Source organism: Paraburkholderia aromaticivorans, from assembly GCF_002278075.1.
Classification (GTDB): Bacteria; Pseudomonadota; Gammaproteobacteria; order Burkholderiales; family Burkholderiaceae; genus Paraburkholderia; species Paraburkholderia aromaticivorans.
In genome coordinates, this window is record NZ_CP022989.1 from 368,055 (window position 1) to 387,208 (window position 19,154).

Genomic DNA, 19,154 nt, shown 5'->3' on the forward strand with positions numbered 1-19,154 from the left:
TCGACGATGGCCATCCTTCTGCAGCTCATCTATAGCGGCATTGCGCTCGGCATGATCTATGCCGTGATCGCATTCGGTTATCAACTCACGTTCGCCACCTCCGGCACGCTGAACTTTGGCCAGGGCGACGCACTGATGCTCGGCGCGCTGGTCGGCCTCACGCTCGTCACGCTCGGTGTCAATTACTGGCTGATGATTCCGCTCGTCTGCGGGTTCGGTCTGCTGCAAGGCGCGTTCGTCGAACGGATCGGGGTGCGGCCCGCGATCAAGATCAAATCCGAGTTCGGCTGGATCATGTCGACGATCGCGCTCGGCATTATCTTCAAGAACGTCGCCGAGAACGTCTGGGGCCGCGACGATCTGCGCTTCCCTTCCCCGCTACCGGAAGCGCCGCTGAAAATATTCGGCGCCAACGTGCTGCCGATGGAATTACTGGTGGTCGGCGGCGCGCTCGTCATGATGCTGGCGGTCGAGTTCTTCAATCGCAAGACGATCTTCGGCAAAGCGGTGGTGGCTACCGCGAACGATCGGGACGCCGCGGCGCTGATGGGCATCAACACCGGCCTCGTGATCACGTTTTCGTACGCGCTGTCTTCGCTGACCGCGGCCTTTGCGGGCGTGCTGATCGCGCCGCTCACGCTCACCGGCGCGACGATGGGCGCCGTGCTCGGGCTCAAGGCGTTCGCGGTGGCGATCATCGGCGGACTGTCGAGCGGACTGGGTATCGTGGTGGGCGGCGTCATTCTCGGCATTGCCGAGACGACGACCGGCTTCTATCTCTCCACCGGCTACAAGGACGTACCTGGGCTCGTGCTGCTGCTGATCGTGCTCGCGTTGAAACCTGCCGGCCTGTTCGGCAAGACCTCGATCAAGAAAGTGTGAGGGCCGTCGTGAATCCGAAGAAGCTCATTGCGTCCGCACTGGCGCTGATCGCGCTCGCGGTGTTTCCCGTGCTGTCGGGGAATCCGTATTACATCCACCTGCTCGAGACGATCATGATCTACGCGATCCTGCTCTTCGGTCTCGACATCGTGGTCGGTTACACCGGGCAGGTGTCGCTCGGCCATGCCGGCCTGTTCGGCGTAGGCGCTTACACGGCCGGCGTGCTGTTCTTCAAGCTCGGCATGCCGTTTTTCGTCACCGCGCCGCTGGCGATTCTGGTCACCGCGGGCTTCGGCGCGATTCTCGCGCTGCCGGCGCTGCGCGTGTCCGGCCCCTACCTCGCGATGGTGACGCTCGCGTTCGGCACGATCATCCAGATTCTCATCAATGAGATGGATTTTCTGACCAATGGGCCGATGGGCGTGAAGATTCCCAAACCTTCATTCGGCGGCCGGCCGATGAACGAGGTCGAGTATTACTGGCTCGTCGCGGCGCTGCTGGCGGCCTCGCTGATCGTCGTGCACCGCGTGCTCAAATCGCATCTGGGCCGCGCGTTCGAGGCGCTGCGCGACAGCCCGATCGCGTCGGACTGCATGGGCGTGTCGGTGTATCGCTACAAGGTCTATGCATTCGTGATCAGCGCGGGATTTGCCGGGCTGGCAGGCTGCCTGTATTCGTATTCGGAACAGTACATCTCGCCGAACACCTATAACTTCGAACTGACCATTCTGTTCCTGCTCGCCATCATCATGGGCGGGCGTAAAACCCGCACCGGGGCGCTGCTCGGCTCGGCGATCATCGTGCTGCTGCCTAAGCTGCTCGACGACATCGACATGTTCCGCACGGTCGCCTCGGTGCTGGCGGCCGTCGTCGTGATCGGCGCGGGCGTGGCGCTGGCGCGCAAGGCGTCCACGCCGCGCAAGGTCGCGATTCCCGTTCTGGGCACCGTGGGTCTTGCCGCGTTTTCCTACCGGATCGATATGCTCGCCGACTGGCGGCTCACCATATTCGGCTTGATGATCCTGCTCGTCGTGTACTACCTGCAGGATGGCGTGGTCGGCTTCGTGCGCAAGATCGTGATGCACGGCCGGGTTCGCACGATCACCGTGGACACGACCAAACCGGCCACGATCGGCGCCGATGCGATTCAGGCCGTGCACGCCGGGGGCACGGAGGACATTCTGGAACTGCGCGGCATCCTGATGCAGTTCAGCGGCTTGAAGGCGCTGAACAATGTCGATCTGACCGTGCAGCGCGGCACGATTCACGGACTGATCGGGCCGAACGGCTCCGGCAAGAGCACGATGATGAACGTGCTGACCGGCATCTATGTGCCGACCGGGGGCACGCTGGCTTATCGCGGCGCATCGCTCGCGGGGAAGACCTCTTCGCAGATCGCGCTGTCCGGCATTGCGCGCACGTTCCAGAACGTGCAGTTGTTCGGCGAAATGACCGCACTCGAAAATGTGCTGGTCGGCCTGCACCACACGTTCAAGGCGAATCTCGCGGATGTCGGACTCATGTCGCCGCGCTACCGGCGCGAGGAACGCGCGGCCCGCGAGCGCGCGTTCGGCATGCTCCGTTTTGTCGGCCTGGAAAATGTCGCGGCCGAAGAAGCGCGCAACCTGCCGTACGGCAAACAGCGGCTGCTCGAAATCGCGCGCGCGCTTGCGCTCGATCCGCAACTGCTGCTCCTCGACGAACCCGCCGCCGGACTCACCGCGCCCGATATCAAGGAACTGGTCGCGATCATTCGCAAGGTGCGCGATCACGGCATTACCCTCGTGCTGATCGAACATCACATGGACGTGGTGATGAGCGTGTGCGACCGCGTCTCGGTGCTCGACTTCGGGCAGAAGATTGCAGAAGGCAAGCCCGCCGATATTCAGTCAAACGAAAAAGTCATTGAAGCCTATCTCGGCGGCCAGCCTGCCGGTCAAGCGGCGTAAGTCCGCGGACGCCCCCACAGGAACAGACATGTTATCGATCAGAAATCTGCATGCGGGCTACGGCAAGGTCAAAGTGCTGCACGGCATTTCGATCGATGTGCCGAAGGCGTCGGTCGTCACGCTGATCGGCTCGAACGGCGCGGGTAAAACGACGACGATGCGTGCGATCTCCGGCATGATCCGGCCGAGTGCCGGCGAGATCACGATGGGCGTCGGCGCAAACGCGAGGCGTATCGACGCGCTCGAGTCGCACCGCATCGCGCGGCTCGGAGTCGCGCATTCGCCGGAAGGCCGGCGCGTATTCCCGACAATGAGCGTGACCGACAACCTGATGCTCGGCGCCTTTCCACGCCTGACTTCAGCGCGGCCGCGCGGCGACGTGAAGGCCGACCTGGAGCGCGCCATCGAAATGTTTCCGCGGCTCAAGGAGCGGCGCCATCAACTGGCCGGCACGCTCTCCGGCGGCGAGCAGCAGATGCTGGCCATGGCGCGCGCGATCATGATGAACCCGGAACTGGTCTTGCTCGACGAACCGTCGATGGGGCTCGCGCCCATTCTAGTCGAAGAGGTGTTCCGGATCATTGGGAATCTGAAAAGCCAGGGCGTCACCATGTTGCTGGTCGAACAGTTCGCCGCGGCCGCGCTCAATGTGGCCGATTATGGCTATGTGCTGGAGAACGGCAGGATCGCGGCGCATGGGCCCGCGGCGGAGTTGCGCAACGATCCTTCGGTGAAGGCGGCGTATCTAGGCGCGAGTCACTGAGGCACGCGCGGATTCGGTGCATAGCGCGTTCATCGAGGTCATCAGGTCGCGAGACCACGGTCGAGTTCCGCCGCCACGAGCTGCAAGTTAGGTTCGACGATCAGGTCGGCGTGGCCGCCGGAGATTTCCGTCACTGTCAGCCCGGCACGGGCGACACGCCGCCAAAGCAGCAGCGGATCACCATGTCCATTCTGTGCAACCGCCGCACGGACATAAATAATCCGCCCTGCGTCATAAGGCTTGGGCCGATAGCCCGCCATCGCGACTCGCATCGTTTCGCGCATATGCCTGAGCACCGGCGGCATTGCCGGCGTGTAGCCTTCGGGCCGCCGTGGCATGCGGCCGAGGCGCATCCGCACCTGATCCATCACGCTCACGAAGCGGTCCGTGAGATAACCGGGCAGCCGCGCCGCGGGCAGCGCCCGCACTGCCTGCCAATGTGAGCGCGCAGAGCCGGCACGCCGCAGCAACCGCGCCGTCCAGGGCAGGCAATGTTGATGCACATACGTGTCGAGCAGGAATAGCATCTTGATCCGCTCGCCGGCGCGTTGCAGCTGTTGCGCAATCTCAAACGCCACCAGCCCGCCGAATGAATATCCCGCCAACGCGTAAGGCCCTTCCGGTTGCACGACACGCATCTGTTCAATGTAGCTCGCCGCCATGTCTTCGACGCGTAACTGCGCCGGCTGTTCTCCGTCGAGGCCGCGCGCCAGCAGTCCATAAACCGGACGTGGGCTATTCAGCGCGCCGATCAGCGCAAGACATTCCATCACCGAACCGCTCGCGCTGTGCACAAGAAAGAGCGGTGAGCCGGTGCCGGCACGCACCTGCACGAGCGTCGGCGAAGCTGGCGGTAGCGCGTCGCCATCAATGAGCGCGGCGAGCCTCGCAATGGTCGGCGCAGTCATCAGCATGGCGAACGGAATGGCGCGTCCCGTCGACTCGCGGATGTCGGCGAGCAAGCGCGTCGCCAGCAGCGAATGGCCGCCTAGATCGAAGAAGTTGTCGTCGCGGCCGATCGGCGCGACGCCGAATAGTTTCTCCCATTGCGCCTGCAAATGCGCTTCGAGTTGCTCCCGCGTCTCACCCACAGGTGGCAACTCACGCGTGGCCAGATTCAGTGCCGGGTGGCGCCGGATCGCGTCGAGACACTCGGGATTGCGCAACGCCGCCGTATTGCCGATCGGCAGTCCATTGATCGCGTTGCGCGCCGCGGCTTCGGAAAGCTTGCCGTTGTGTGTTGCCGGCAAAGCATCGACCGCAAGGATCCGGTCGGGCACGTGCGCGGGAGAGGCACGGCGCGCGAGGTCGCGGCGAATACGGGCGGCGAGCGAACCGGTGAGCACCGCGCCGTCAGTGAGCACCAACAGCAACACGACGCGCGATTCGAAATCGTCGGGCAACGCATGATCACCGGCCGCGCCGCGCATGCGCTGCTCGACGACCAACGCCTCACGGATTTCGGGAATGTCGTTCAATACGCGGTAGACCTCAGCCGGGCCTACATTAATGCCACGCACGTTCAGCACGCCGTCCGAGCGCCCGTGCATGCGCACGCCACCGTCTGGCGAGAACGAGATCAGATCGCCATGAGTCCACACACCGGGATTGCTGGCGAAATAGGCGTCATGAAAAGCCGCTCCCCCGGCATCACCGAAAAACCCGAGAGGACGCGACGGAAACGGGTTCACGCAGACAAGCTGGCCGACGCCATCGATGCGCGCCCCGCGCTCCCATGCCTGCACGTCGAGCGCGAGGCTTTTGCATTGCGCCTCGCCAGCGTAGACGGGCAGATTCGGATTGCCCAGCACAAAGCAGCCGAGAATGTCCGTGCCGCCCGAGATGGATTGCAGTTGCAGCGGCTTCACGTGAGCGCGCACCCACTCGAATTGCGAGTCGAATAGCACTGATCCGGTGGACAGCATCGCCCTCAACGCGCCGAGGTCGAACTGTTCGCCACATTCCAGGCCGGCCTCTTCGCACATTTTCAGGTACGCGGGACTCGTGCCGAATACGGTGACGCGCTCTTGCGCTACGAGACGCCATAGCGTGTCGACCGTCGAGATCGGGCCGTCGTATGTCACGATCTCCACGCCGGAAGCCAATGCGGAGAGTTGCCAGTTCCACATCATCCAGGCGCAACTCGTATGGAAATACATTCGGTCGCCTGGCCGCAGATCGCTGTGGAGCTGATGCTCCTTCAGGTGTTCGAGCAGCGTGCCGCCGGCGCCGTGTACGATGCATTTCGGCTTGCCGGTGGTTCCCGACGAGAACATGATGAAAAGCGGATGGTTGAAGGGAAATCGACGCCATTCGAATCGGCCGGCAGCGCCGGTGTCGAGCAGTGCGGCGAGCGAATGGACCGGTTGCGTCAGCGTGCTAGGCAGAACCCCTTCGTCCAGACAGACGACGTCTTGCAGCGACGGCAGCGCGGCCGCCAACCCGGAAATTTTGCTTGCAACCGACCTGCCTGTGTCGAAGGTCCGCGCCGCGGTATGGGCGAGCAGCATTCGTGGTTCGAGCGGCATGAAACGATCACGGATCGCATCGACGCCCATTTCGGGGGCCGCAGTCGACAACGTCGCGCCAAGGGCGGTGACGGCCAACGCGGCGACGATCGCATCGGCGTCGTTGCGCATGACCGCCACCGCGCGGTCGCCCTCGCCTAACCCAAGCGCCGACAGCGCCTGCGCAACGCGCGCCACGCGCTCGCGCAATTGCACGCGAGTGAGGTGGATGCGACGCCCGTCGGCGTGGCAGGCGGTCACGGCGGGTGCGTCGGCGTCCGCCGCGGACAACCTGAGCAGATTGTCCGCGTAATTCAGTTGCATCTGCGGAAAGAAGCGCATGTGTTCGCAATCGTCGCCCTCGCACACTGGCAGGGTGGTGCCCGACCATTCCAGTCCCGACGACCATTGCACGAAACATTGCCAGAAAGTCCTGAACTCACGCACGGAGAAGTCGTGCAGCGCATCGTAGTCACAAAGCGGCTGACCGGTATGGGTGCGCAGGAAAGCGGTGAACGCGCTCAACTGCGAAGCGTCGATTCTCTCGGACGTGTTCGCATAAATCATCGGCGCGCGCTCCGCCAAGCGGCTGGCCCCGCGGAATGCACCAGGTAACTCGACACGATTCATGGAGATTGCACCTATGACATGCGAGGCCGGCTGGAGACGGCGGCGCGCCGCAGGCGACACGCACACCGACTGCCGTCGTGCTTTCGCGATTGCTAGCCCACGGGAGGCACGGGGTGTTCAAGCTTGCCGGCCGATCGAACAAGCCAGCTAGCCGATGTAGCGTGTTCTGGACGGAATCGAACACGCCTCTTTCCGACTTTGATTGCACCCTTCAATCCGTAGAAGCTTTGCTGCAAACAGGCCACCTTCTGGAAACGAACACGCAGCACATTATTCACGGCATTGCACCGTCATCCCAACCGAACTTTCCTCTGCGCGATGAGCCGTTTCATCATACACATGGGCGCACATTTTGACGCGTGCCCTAACCGAGCTTTATGTGCTGTACCGCACGGAGTAGCGGCATTCGTGCGGATACTCTACGTCTACACATACTCGACCAAAGACAGCGTAAGCGGGTATTCATCGCACTAGTTGAGACTGCGGAACAATCCGACAGCAGGCAGCGAGGGAAGCCCGATTTACCTCTCTTACCCGGCTTGAAATGTGAAGCTCGTAATGTTGATGGCGAATAGGTTGTTCGCTAGTCCAACATATTGCTGTCTAAGGTATGGCGGAAATTGATTGAGGCATCTTTCTGAGTCGGCCAGGATATCGTCGCTTTACGACTTGTCGACTGACGGATGCTGAATTGCATAGCTATACTTTCCACTGAAACAATCATGATCTGGGATGCGGGGAGTCGGTGCCTGACTATTTCTGGCACGTGTTTCCGCATCGCGTGGAGAAACAAATATTCGTATTTGTCGACATCTTTCTTCTCGATTATTAATAGCATTTTCATAGCAATTATACATTGCTATACCCTCTGCTTTCCTATCTCGGGTAGTCCGCAGCAGATCTCGACAGGTGACCGCTTCTTTCTGTCTGACGCGGCTGGCACCCCGCCTCACCGGTAGAAATAACCGGCGTGGCCCGCAATGCCGAAACACTGATGTACTCGTCAACGAACTTCGATCCGGGGGCAGCAATGGCTTTAGTCGGCAAGGTATCGGAATCAGTGTCAAAGGAAGTTAATCCTTTCGATACCCGCTACGACGGTCGTTCGCATGCCGACCATTCTGAATGGAGCGGCCGCGGTTTTTCGGCTTCGAATCTGGATAACGTCTCGGAATACAGTCGCGGCGAAGAATCCCTTTCTTCGGACCTTTCAACCGAGCCCGTCCCAGGTCCTCTGGCTTGCCGCACGCTGTCGGCGGCAAACGATCCTGATATTCCGACGAGAAAAGGCGACTTCACGAAACGCGTCTTCGACATTGTCGGCGCATCCTCCTTGCTAATCGTGCTGCTACCGATTTTTCTCGTTGTAGGTTGCTTCGTATTGAGCGACGGCGGATCGGCTTTCTTCGGCCATCCTCGCGTCGGAAGAGGCGGGCGAGCGTTTCGCTGCTTGAAGTTCCGCTCAATGGTTCCTAGGGCCGATGTCGTTCTCGCTGAACTCCTGGCCGCGGACGCCACCGCTCGCGAAGAATGGAATCGCGATTTCAAGCTGAAGAACGATGTTCGCGTCACCGCCGTCGGCCGGTTTCTTCGCAAGACGAGCCTTGATGAGCTACCCCAGCTCTGGAATGTTCTTCGCGGCGACATGAGCCTCGTTGGCCCTCGGCCCATCGTCACGAAGGAGTTGGAACGATATGGCGCGGACGCCCATTACTATCTGTCGGTTAGACCCGGAGTGACCGGATTGTGGCAAGTGAGCGGACGAAACAATGTTGACTATGCAACGAGAGTGGCACTGGACGTCTCCTATGTAAAGGAACGCTCGACTCTGCTCGATATCAGCATTCTGCTGCGAACGTTCAAGGTGGTTTTTGAAGGAAGCGGAGCGTATTGAGAGAATGCAATCGAACCGTATTGATCCGATGCCTGCATACTGCCGATGAGAATCGTTCATGTTGTCGAGTCGACAGCGACCGGCACGCTCTCCGTGATATGCATGATCTCGAATCGTCTGGCGAGTGAGGGCCACGAAGTTTACGTGGTGTTCTCCAAGCGCGACGAAACGCCCGCCAATTTGCCGTCTCTCTTTCATCCGAAGGTCCACCTTCGGCAATTTCAGATGAAAGGCCGGCCCGTTGCCAGCATACTGTTCGGATTGCGTCGTGAGCTCAATAGTCTGCGCCCTGACGTCGTTCATCTGCACTCGTCGTTTGCTGGATTTCTGGGACGACTGTCAACCATTTCCTCCTTGAAATCGACTAAGTTCTTTTACAGTCCTCATTGCATTTCTTTCATGCGCTCGGATGTCTCCAGGCTGAAGAAGACGTGCTTCATTGGACTCGAGGCATTGGCCTGCCTGAAGAAGTCGACTTATGTCGCCTGCTCCGAAAGTGAACGTGCCATCGTACGACGCTACTTGCGCACGCAAGTGGTACTGGTCGAAAACGCGCTCGACAAACACGTAACGACAAGTCACATGGCCGCATCGACTCAGGAGCGCCCACGTCCGTCCAGATGCGTTGTGACCGTGGGCGGCATCAGACGACAGAAGAACCCCGAATTGTTCGCGGAAATAGCGAGCCTTTTCAAACGACGGGATGTCGAATTCGTCTGGATCGGTGACGGAGACGAGGCTGCAAAGAAAGTTCTGGCCGATGCGAACGTCACAGTCACCGGCTGGCTTAGCCGATCTATAGCGATGGAAAAGGTTAAAGGCGCCGACGCCTACCTGTCCACTTCCTCATGGGAGGGTATGCCCATTTCTATCATCGAAGCAATGGCGCTCGGAACACCAATCGTCGCTTCGAGTTGCCCGGGGAACATCGACGTTCTTAGTCACGCCCGGACTGGCATGATCTTCAGCAGCGCCGAAGAGGCAGTGGCCTCACTGACCCAGATGATGGAAGACGACAAATTTCGCGTCGCCATGGCAGAGCGCGCGCAAGACGAGGTACGCAAGCGTTTCAGCGAGGACCGCTTCTTCGATGACGTGACCGCGCTTTATGAAGCGCAGATACCACTAATAGAAATCTAGCGTTTTATATTTCATTTATTTTTCTTTTTTTCTCCCCTTGATCGCGCCAACAAGGCGCGCATCCTCCCCCTGATCACCTTCATTCGGCTCGCGCATCAACTCTTACCAACGGGCTGGCCCGAACGCCAATTCAATTCTCTGACGTTTCCCACTCAGCACAAACCCTAGGCTTACCAGCGTTTCCCGCAGTTATGGCATCGGAAATATGTGCACTGCTTCGGGACACTAACGAATATCAGTACGCCAGCTTTATGGCGTACTACGCTCACATTTTGTCCGAACAGTACTCACTTTTTTCGTCGTCAGACCCTGTTAAAAGTACTAATTACTCATGTAATTTTCGGTTGGGCATTTTTTCTATTCATGTTAGGATTCGCTCTCGGTAGATTTTACAAAAGATTTATTTTTGTATGAAGAATCAACGGCTTCCACGAGCCGCCTATTCATCTCTAGCAAGCACTATTTACTGATGTCAACGTCCACCGAAGGGTTTTCCCTCTCTGTGCGAGGATCTTGCAACGGTAGCTTCCGCAAATCCCAAGCCGGACGAGGCCGTGTAGTGATCGACCGTCGCTACATGAATTGCGCCTTTCATTCCATACGAAAGGCAAACGTTTGCGTGTAGCAGGCTGAGCCACGAGATGCCCGCCGGCACTCGACCTGCGAAGAATCAGGTCTGTGCAGCGATCTTGGCGGTGAAGTGAACGGCAATCCAGTTTTTTCGGCTCGGTGTCAAGCACACCGCCGCTACAAAAGCCTGCACGCCGGATAGCGTCTCGTCTCTTTCCTTCGGGTTTCAGCGCGGGATTGATTGGACACCCACACGAATTGCATGGTGTTCTGGAAACTCGCCAATTATTTGAAGCCTTTATTTTTATTATTCGCACTCCTAACCGCCATGCATGATATCCAGCTAACCACTACTAATTCACGAAAAAATAAGTCTCATCGGCAAACGCAACTCAAGAGAATTCTCTCGTCGCACACGACGCGTCTTCTCGGCGCCGCGCTTGCTGCCAGCGTCCTGCTTGCAGCCTGCGGCGGCGGGGGCGACTCTTCGCAAGACCCTGCGGCAGTGGCAAATAGAGCGAGGCGCAACCCCTCAACGCCGGCAACAACCACACCGGCTACGACGACAGCGTCGACTGGCAAGATTTTTTATGGCGTCAACGGCCACTTCCAGCAAGGCGGCGCCTACGCATCATCGAGCACGCAAACTCAATTGGCCCAGCTTCAAGATTTGGGAATGACGATTTATCGCAGCGACGTTTCCAGCAAGGCAGCTGCAACGGCGCTCGCACAGATTGCGACCACCATGGCTGCGGGAGGCGTCACCGTGTACCCGGTGCTGCTCATCTCGCCCCAAGAGTATTCGAGCGAAACGGCCTCCTACAACGCCGGATATGCGCTCGGTCAGCAGGTGGCGTCAGCCATGCACGCGTCTTACTACGAGGTCGGCAATGAGCTTGAGGCGGACACCCTTGCCGGCAACTACGACGGGACGTTCCCGACGGATTACGTCAACAGTAAATTCATGATTGCTCGTGGCGCAATCCGCGGCATGATCGACGGCATCAAGTCTGTCGATACCCAAGGCAAGATCGTCATGGGCGCTGGAACTTGGCTGCATTGGGGTTTCGACCAGATGCTCGCACAGGGTACGCAGCCGGATGGTACGGCGGGTCACCCCGTCGTCTCCTGGGATGTAACGGCGTGGCACTGGTACAACGACTATGACGATATCCAGAACATCTGCGGCGGGTCGGGCTGCTATAACGTCCTGTCCAAACTTCAAGCGTTCGGCAAGCCGATCTGGCTGACCGAGTATGGCGTACGCCCCTGGACTGCCACCGACTCACAAGCTGCAGCTTACCTGACCGGCAATACCATGATGGCCGAATATGCGTCTGTGGCTTCGACGTACAACCTTCAGTCCATTCAGATGTACGAGCTTTACGATGATCCTGCCGGCACATACGGGTTGCTTCAAAGTGATGGCACAACGAAAAAGCCTCAGTACGCGAGCGTGAAGTCCTTCATCGCGTCGCACCCGAAATAACGCATTCGGCTACCTGCAGCACATACGCGCCAGCGCCGCCACGCTGGCGCGTTTTTTCATGCAATTCCGCTTTTATCTGACAAAAAACGTCCTATAGCAATGAGCGCCTGCCGCCATCTCCAATCTTTTTGACAACGAAAGGAACGACTTTGCGCCTAAACCCGACCCGGAATCTGTTTGCAACGTCCAGACAGTGAGGAACTGTCCGCGATCGCGATTGCCCGTTAGCCCCCCATTGGTCCGACTCCCTTTTCCACGATATGAGCGATACCGAACGGACCCAGGCTACTCGACTCGATAACGTGGACACTCATCTTATTCGCGCGCTGGCCACGACAATGTTCGGATGAGAGCAAAGGACTTTTCCTGGACCCGCATTACGGCCTGGCCCCAAATCGTGCTCTTTACGCGAGCCATGAAGCCCGCCGATGCGGCGCGACAGATTGGCGACCCTGCGAACTTGACATGCGAGATCAGCACGCATGCCATCTTTGTTCGACTCGATAGCCTGCTCAACTTACGTTCGTCCGGCGCGGGGGGTGAACGCGCTTCTCATCATGTCGCTGAATCGAATCATTAACACGGCTGCACGCTACATCCTGGCGCCACCTGTTCACTTTTCATGGGCCGAGTTCGGGAGAAAAGCGAAAAGCCGCGCGCCGACGCCTGATTGCAACACACATGAGTCTGCTTGACTCTTTGATCTGAACCACCGCTGGAAAATGTCTCGACACGAAGGATGGAACATGTCTACACGCACATTGGCAAACGCGATCGACACACTGACAGGGCAGGACAATTTTGTCTACAACGGGAGATTTACGGGTCAGAAGGCGACCGGTGTGCAGCGAGTTGCTCGAGAATTAATTGTTGCTATGACGCAACTCCCGGAGATCGACCATGTAACTGTCGCAGTTCCACCCGGCGACAAGATATTACCCGTTGACGGCGCGCAGACACGGAAGATCGGTTTCGGAAGAGGGCTATTCTGGGAGCAGGTCATACTCCCCATATTTGCCGGACGACGCAGGATCGTAAACCTGAGTAATTCAGGGTCGATATTCCGCCCTCGCCAGGTCATCTTCATGCATGACGCAGCCGTGTTCGACACGCCCGCACATTTTTCCCTACGCTTCCGTGCCTGGTATCGAATCATGTTCTGGATCCTTGCGCGCACGTCGAGTTGCATTTTGACTAACTCAGACTTCTCTCGCCAACGCTTAGCCCATCATTGCCGCGTGCCAGCCTCGCGAATCGGCGTCGTTCCGCTCGGCTCTGACCATCTCGACACTATCGAATCCGACGACAACGTGCTGGGCGAACATGGCTTGAATTCGAATCAGTTCGTGCTCGCCGTCAGCAACCTGAATCCGACCAAGAACTTTGCTCGAATTGTCGAAGCGTTCCAACGTGTCAACGATTCTTCGCTCGACCTTGTGATCGTTGGCATGAAGAATCCGATCTTCGGCGAGATCGATGATATCTCGAACGTTGCACCCAACATCAAATATGTTGGCTATGTGAGCGACAGCAAGTTGAAGGCACTTTATCAACATGCCCGCTGCTTCGTATATCCATCCATCTACGAAGGGTTTGGGATCCCCCCGCTCGAAGCAATGAAAAACGGCTGCCCGACCCTGGTGGCTAGCGCTGCCGCATTGCCTGAAGTCTGCGGAGACGCATCACTATATTGCGACCCGTACTCTTCCGACGATATCGCCGACAAGTTGAAATCGTTACTCTATACAAGCGAACTCAGAGCCGACCTACGCCGCCGTGGCCACCTTCACGCGAGCAAGTACCGTTGGCAAACGAGTGCAAAAATCCTGCTGACCGAGCTCGAGAAACTTTGATTCACCGGGGCATACTCAAGGCATTGGGTGGGCCTCGATGAACTTCCTAACCTGTTCGAAGCGCTGCTTCCGCTTTACACCATCACCGTAGAGCAGTCCGTACGCTTCGCTTGGCTGATCGTAAAGCTGATATAGCGTTACATTTTGGATTCCATATTTCTTTGCATCCGCAACGAAACCCGCAAGCCCATCCTGTCCAACCAGGTATGCACCAGGATCACCGCCCGAATAGTCTGGCCGCACGCCGAATTCCGTGATCCAGATTGGCTTGCCGTATTGGGTACTTAGATGGGTCAATACGTGTTTCAAAACATTGGGCTGCGGTACCCACGAAGCCCGGTTCGGACTCATTTCCGAATACCAGTGCCACGCGGTAATATCCCACTCCACGACTTTCGCGTTATCCCGCTTCCCATCAGGTTCAGTACCGTCTCTAAGCATGTCCGAGAAGCCATAATGCAGCCAGCTTAGCGAGCCGAGCAGTATTCGGGCAGACGGTTGAACCTCCTTGATGCCATCTATCATGCCTCGAATCGCGCCGCGCGCCTTTTGGTACTTGGCATTGTCGTAATGGGAGGGATACTCGCCGCTCGCGCCGTTGAGGATCACGTCGTTGTCGAATTCGTTACCCACCTGGTAATACGAAACCAGGCTATTCAACACCGTAGCCGCGTCGGCTCCAAGTTTGCGGCCTTGAGCGTACGCCGTTGATTCGTTCAAATTTTCCTGTACGTCCGGTGTGATGATCAACGGCAGTATGCCTACGCATTGCTCCGCCGCTACCCGCGCGAGTCGCGCGACCTGCTCGGCCGCGGCTTTGTCCCCTACGTCCTGTGCGTATATGGTTATGCCAAGATCGCGCAATTGGGAAATCTGCGCCTCGAAGCTGCGCGCCGTATAGATACCGCCCTGCTGGACATGACCTACCACTCCATAAAAGACACCGGCGCGCCCCTTTGAACATGGAATCTGAGGCTCCGCCGCGGCTTGACGTTGAAAAGGCTGACTCGCCGCAAGTGCGTTTTCTAGCCTAAGGTCCGACCATTTTGTTTCCCTCAGATGTACGAAAGTAACAATCGCCAGACTGAATACTGTTCCACAAATGACGATGGCTATTGGGATTGATCGTTTCCTCATGCGGCTGAAGCCTCACTATTGTGATCGGCCACCCTGCGGGCCGCATTCGCCTGATCAGGTCCGCACGTAGGCCATCTAAACACAAGGTGGTGTGTGGGCGGGCGCAACGAGGTCGGAAAAACCGAATATCCCGCGGTAACACCGGAAAAAACCGGTAACTATGACGCCGCATTAAAGTCAATCTTGCTACGCCTTTACGAGCGAAAAACATTCCAAGCGTTCCTGGCGAATATCCGCCTACTTTAACGGAACCAGCGCGGTGCAACGTGCGCTAAACCACAGACCGGCGAGCAGGAAAGGCGGTATTCATATCACACCTGTCCAGAGTCGCGTCGATGGACGTGGCTGCGGCGAATCGGTCAATGACGGGCCAGGCAACCACATCGGATCCCGGCCGACGATTCGTCGAACCAATGTGAATCCATGTATCAATTCCGGCCGTGGGCGACATGCACGGTCGGTACCCAATGATCGACGCGGCCAAGCCTGTCGCACCATCGATTAGCTTGTTACCCCGAACCCTGGAGATGGCGCCTTTGAACACGCATATTCTTAATTCCGGATCGTCTCGTGCAGGCAACGACGAGGGTAACTTTTCGTTGCGCGACATGCTTCATCTGTTGCGAGACCATATCTGGACACTACTGGCTTTCATCGCGATAGCAACGACGCTTGCCACTGCGTACGCCTTCCTCTCGGCACCGACGTACTCGGCCGACGTCGTCGTGCGTGTCGACCCGCCTGCCCCGCCCGACCAGAATGCACTCGGCATTTCCCGCCAGGATGGCACAGCGCAGCAGCAACCCGGCACGCAAGCGACCGCTGCGGAAATCTCGCTCATGCAAAGCAGGTCCGTGCTTGAGCCGGTGATTCGCCAGTTTCAGTTTGATGTCGAAGTGTCACCGCACACCTTCCCTGTCCTCGGTCATTTCGCGGAGCAACTCGCCTATCCCGGCCATCCCGCCAAGCCGTGGTTTGGGCTCAGTTCGTTCGCCTGGGGCGGCGAACGGCTCGAAATCCCGTCGCTCCACGTGCCTGCGTACCTTGAGGAAAAACCACTGGAACTAATTGCGCTCGACAAGGGCCAGTACGAACTCCGCGCACCCACCGGCGATATCCTATTACGTGGTGAGACTGGCACGCCCGTGACCGCAGCGGATGGACTAGCAATCACGGTCAAGGAACTCGTCGCCAGACCTGGTACTCCGTTCACGGTGATCCATCGCAATGCGCTCGATGCAATCGATGGGCTGCGGCGCCAACTCAAAATCGCTGAAGTGACCAAGGACACAGGGATCGTCCAGATCTCCTTCTCCTCGAAAGACCGAGGACTGACCGCAGACGTCGCCAATGCGGTTGCTCAGCAATACATTGCATCTGCGGTGGCGAGCCGCCAGCTCAATGACACGAAAACGCTTGAATTCATCCAGGGCGAGTTGCCGAGGCTAAAACGGGATCTCACGAGTGCCGAGCAGGCCTTGAGCGACTATCAATCGTCAACCGAGACAATGCGGCCGACGACCGAAGCGCAATCGTATCTACAGGGAAGCATCGAGTTGCAGCAGCGGACGTCAGCCTTGCAACTGCAGCGCACGCAGGCGGCGTCGCTTTTTACGCCCAATAGTCAGCAGGTCAAAACGATCGACGCGCAACTCGCCCAGCTGGCCGAAGCAAAACGTGCCTTCGACTCGCGCTTCACCAGCATGCCAACTTCCGAGCGGCGCAACGCTGAACTCACCCGCGATGCGAAAGTGGCAGAAACTATCTACCTAGGCATGGTTAGCAAGGCCGAAGAGCTTTCCGTGCGCCGCGCAAGCGCCTCAGGTGGTGCACACATTGTCGACGAGGCGATGCAGCCGTATAGACCGATCAAGCCCAACCGGCCTTTGGTTATCTTTGCGGGCGGGGGGCTGGGATTTTTTATCGGCGCGTTCTTCATTGTACTGAGGCGCTATGCAACCACCGGTGTTACCGACCCGCTTTTTGTCGAACGCCGGCTGGATGTGCCGGTCCTCGGCGAAGTACTGTTCAGCCGGCAACAGGCTCAGTTGGAAAACGAAACATCTGTGCAGACCTCGCAAGAATTGCCGTCCGGGCGCGCTGACAGCGTTCCGGGCCTGCCCGATCCCCATTCGCTAGCGTTGGACCCACTCGACGCCCAGTCGTCGGCAGCTGCTGTCGCCCCTGGGCTAGCGCGCGAAGTGGGCGCGCGCATTCTCGCCAGCCGTTTGCCGCATGAGCCCTCAGTGGAAGCGTTGCGCGAGGTACGTACGCAAGTGTGTCGCGATCGTCTGAACAAAAAGAATAACATTGTGATGTTAACGGGTCCGAGTCCCTCCACCGGCAAGAGCTTTGTGGCGGCGAATCTTTCGATACTTCTTACGGAAGTCGGCTTGCGCATCCTGCTCATCGATGCAGACATGCGCCGAGGCAATCTCGCCTCGTTCTTCAAACAATCCAATCGCGGTGGCCTGTCCGAGGTTCTCCAAGGCAAGCTCCGCAGCGCGGATGCAATTCGTTCTGTTGGCGTTCGCGGCCTCTCCTTTATGTCTTGCGGCGCCTACCCGGCCAACCCGTCTGAACTGTTGATGATGCACGACTTCAAGCAGGTCGTCGATCAGTTGAGCGTGCAGTTCGATCTCGTTCTAGTCGACACCCCGCCGTTCCTCGTAGTGACCGACGCCGCGATTATGGCACCTCACGCGGGTGCGACCGTCCTCGTGCTTCGCTCCGGCATGCAAAGCGAAGACGAGATTTCAGAGACGGTCAAGAAGCTACGACGCGCAGGAGGACGACTTCTCGGATCGGTTTTCAACGCAATCCCCAAACGAGCCAGCAACTGGCGAAGCTATGAGCAGGCCGCGCAGTACACGCGCACGCTCAGTGAAACAGACGAGGTGTAACGCTACAGAGGTATCCAGCGAGGCGCTCACGCACCTTGCTCCTTGTGAAACATCAGGCGAGTTCGCCGGAAAGCGGGGGCTTGAGGCTGCACGGCTTCGAGACCCAAGTACATGTCGCAGCGAGAACCATTGATTCTCGATTATTTGGGGTGACCTATTCATGAGCCGATCTACGCCGCAAATTGGAATCGAGGTAAACGAGAACCGCATCCCCTTCAACGCACCCGCCATGACGGGCAACGAATTGAAGTACATCGCGGAGACTCACTTCAGCAAAAAGCTTGCAGGCGACGGCTCGTTTACGGGACGTTGCAACAGGTGGCTGCAGGAAAGAAGCGGTTCTGGCAAGGCTTTGCTGACTCACTCCTGTACAGCCGCACTCGAAATGGCAGTACTGTTGCTAGACATTCAGCCCGGCGACGAGATCATCATGCCTTCGTACACGTTCGTCTCGACGGCGAACGCTTTTGTGCTACGCGGCGGCGTGCCGGTTTTCGTGGATATCCGCGAAGACACCATGAATCTCGACGAACGATTGATTGAATCCGCGATCACGTCACGAACCCGCGCAATTGTCCCGGTGCACTACGCCGGCGTGGCATGCGAAATGGACACGATCGTATCGATTGCGCGACGCCACGGACTCAAAGTCGTGGAAGATGCAGCGCAGGGCGTCATGGCCACATATAAAGGTCGCGGCCTGGGTTCCATTGGCGACCTCGGCGCATACAGTTTTCACGAAACCAAAAATATCGTTTCTGGCGAGGGTGGCGCACTGCTGGTCAACGATCCGGCCCTCACGAGGCGCGCGGAAGTAATCCGCGAGAAAGGCACCGATCGCAGCCGTTTTCTCCGCGGAGAAGTCGACAAGTACACCTGGCAAGAAGTCGGCTCGTCATTTCTGCCGAGCGAACTAATCGCCGCTTATCTTTGGGCACAGTTGGAAGGTGCAGAAATGATCACTGAGGCGCGCCTCGCGAACTGGGAGCGATATCATGCGCTTCTCGAACCGTTCGAGCGCAAAGGAGCGCTGCGTCGCCCTATCATACCGAACGAATGCAAGCACAACGGACACATGTACTATGTATTAGTCGAAGACGAGGACGTACGCCAGCGCATACTCGACGAGTACAGAAGACACGAAATCGGCTCGGTATTTCACTATGTTCCGCTTCATTCCTCTCCAGGCGGGCAAAGGTACGGTAAAGCTGTCGGCTCACTTGACGTCACGATCAATCAGTCGAAGCGATTGATCCGTCTGCCCCTTTGGGCAGGCCTGACCGAAACGCAGCAAATACGGGTGGTCGACATTTTTAGCGCTCTTCTGAAATAGGGCGGCATACCCGCCGGCAGGCGCGCGAGTATCGCATCCGGGGGCTGGCAACAGGTTTTTTGCCAGCAACCCGGCACCGTGATCCATTTCCACTTCCTGAACCG

At 58.3% G+C, this 19,154-nt stretch carries 11 protein-coding genes; 9 read left to right on the plus strand and 2 right to left on the minus strand.

What is annotated here, in order from left to right; translation table 11 throughout:
* The first annotated feature begins 6 nt into the window (after positions 1–6).
* The 3 genes from CJU94_RS01610 to CJU94_RS01620 are packed head-to-tail and all read left to right on the plus strand — an operon-like array spanning position 7 to position 3,594.
* A complete protein-coding gene (locus CJU94_RS01610) occupies positions 7–882 on the plus strand; it encodes a branched-chain amino acid ABC transporter permease (RefSeq protein WP_095417274.1) in 876 nt (291 codons plus the stop codon).
* A gap of 8 nt (positions 883–890) precedes the next feature.
* Positions 891–2,831 carry a branched-chain amino acid ABC transporter ATP-binding protein/permease gene (locus tag CJU94_RS01615; protein ID WP_095420172.1) on the plus strand — a complete coding sequence of 647 codons (1,941 nt, stop codon included), beginning with the start codon at positions 891–893 and terminating at the stop codon, positions 2,829–2,831.
* 28 nt (positions 2,832–2,859) lie between these two features.
* The gene (locus CJU94_RS01620; RefSeq protein ID WP_095417275.1) at positions 2,860–3,594 is read left to right on the plus strand and encodes an ABC transporter ATP-binding protein; all 735 of its coding nucleotides are present in this window, start codon (positions 2,860–2,862) and stop codon (positions 3,592–3,594) included.
* Positions 3,595–3,635: 41 nt separating this feature from the next.
* On the opposite strand, the gene CJU94_RS01625 is transcribed toward CJU94_RS01620, so the two are convergent.
* A complete protein-coding gene (locus CJU94_RS01625; RefSeq protein ID WP_095417276.1) occupies positions 3,636–6,731 on the minus strand; it encodes an acetoacetate--CoA ligase in 3,096 nt (1,031 codons plus the stop codon).
* A 1,030-nt stretch (positions 6,732–7,761) separates the two neighbouring features.
* On the opposite strand from CJU94_RS01625, the gene CJU94_RS01635 reads away from it, so the two are divergent.
* The 4 genes from CJU94_RS01635 (at position 7,762) to CJU94_RS01650 (ending at position 13,677) form a co-directional block, all read left to right on the plus strand.
* Entirely contained in the window at positions 7,762–8,625 is an 864-nt protein-coding gene (locus CJU94_RS01635; protein WP_095417278.1) for a sugar transferase, read from the plus strand.
* 45 nt (positions 8,626–8,670) lie between these two features.
* Complete coding sequence (locus tag CJU94_RS01640) at positions 8,671–9,765, plus strand: glycosyltransferase (protein WP_095417279.1); 1,095 nt, start codon at positions 8,671–8,673, stop codon at positions 9,763–9,765.
* Positions 9,766–10,597: 832 nt separating this feature from the next.
* Positions 10,598–11,824, plus strand: coding sequence for a glycosyl hydrolase (locus CJU94_RS01645; RefSeq protein WP_244220895.1), 1,227 nt, complete (start codon positions 10,598–10,600; stop codon positions 11,822–11,824).
* A 773-nt stretch (positions 11,825–12,597) separates the two neighbouring features.
* A complete protein-coding gene (locus CJU94_RS01650; RefSeq protein ID WP_425272187.1) occupies positions 12,598–13,677 on the plus strand; it encodes a glycosyltransferase family 4 protein in 1,080 nt (359 codons plus the stop codon).
* 15 nt (positions 13,678–13,692) lie between these two features.
* On the opposite strand, the gene CJU94_RS01655 is transcribed toward CJU94_RS01650, so the two are convergent.
* A complete protein-coding gene (locus CJU94_RS01655) occupies positions 13,693–14,814 on the minus strand; it encodes a glycosyl hydrolase (protein WP_095417281.1) in 1,122 nt (373 codons plus the stop codon).
* Positions 14,815–15,341: 527 nt separating this feature from the next.
* On the opposite strand from CJU94_RS01655, the gene CJU94_RS01660 reads away from it, so the two are divergent.
* Together CJU94_RS01660 and rffA are read left to right on the plus strand one after the other, a co-directional pair.
* Entirely contained in the window at positions 15,342–17,717 is a 2,376-nt protein-coding gene (locus CJU94_RS01660; protein WP_425272188.1) for a polysaccharide biosynthesis tyrosine autokinase, read from the plus strand.
* Between the two features lie 160 nt (positions 17,718–17,877).
* Positions 17,878–19,050, plus strand: a complete 1,173-nt coding sequence (gene rffA / locus CJU94_RS01665; protein WP_095417282.1) for a dTDP-4-amino-4,6-dideoxygalactose transaminase — start codon at positions 17,878–17,880, stop codon at positions 19,048–19,050.
* Positions 19,051–19,154: the final 104 nt, after the last annotated feature.

Bases quoted from the DNA above. Each gene is read 5' to 3' on its own strand.
- CJU94_RS01645 (WP_244220895.1), top strand. From the start codon at position 10,598: ATGGTGTTCTGGAAACTCGCCAATTATTTGAAGCCTTTATTTTTATTA.
- CJU94_RS01625 (WP_095417276.1), bottom strand. From the start codon at position 6,731: ATGAATCGTGTCGAGTTACCTGGTGCATTCCGCGGGGCCAGCCGCTTG.
- CJU94_RS01610 (WP_095417274.1), top strand. From the start codon at position 7: ATGGCCATCCTTCTGCAGCTCATCTATAGCGGCATTGCGCTCGGCATG.
- CJU94_RS01660 (WP_425272188.1), top strand. From the start codon at position 15,342: ATGGCGCCTTTGAACACGCATATTCTTAATTCCGGATCGTCTCGTGCA.
- CJU94_RS01635 (WP_095417278.1), top strand. From the start codon at position 7,762: ATGGCTTTAGTCGGCAAGGTATCGGAATCAGTGTCAAAGGAAGTTAAT.
- CJU94_RS01655 (WP_095417281.1), bottom strand. From the start codon at position 14,814: ATGAGGAAACGATCAATCCCAATAGCCATCGTCATTTGTGGAACAGTA.
- CJU94_RS01640 (WP_095417279.1), top strand. From the start codon at position 8,671: ATGAGAATCGTTCATGTTGTCGAGTCGACAGCGACCGGCACGCTCTCC.
- rffA (WP_095417282.1), top strand. From the start codon at position 17,878: ATGAGCCGATCTACGCCGCAAATTGGAATCGAGGTAAACGAGAACCGC.
- CJU94_RS01620 (WP_095417275.1), top strand. From the start codon at position 2,860: ATGTTATCGATCAGAAATCTGCATGCGGGCTACGGCAAGGTCAAAGTG.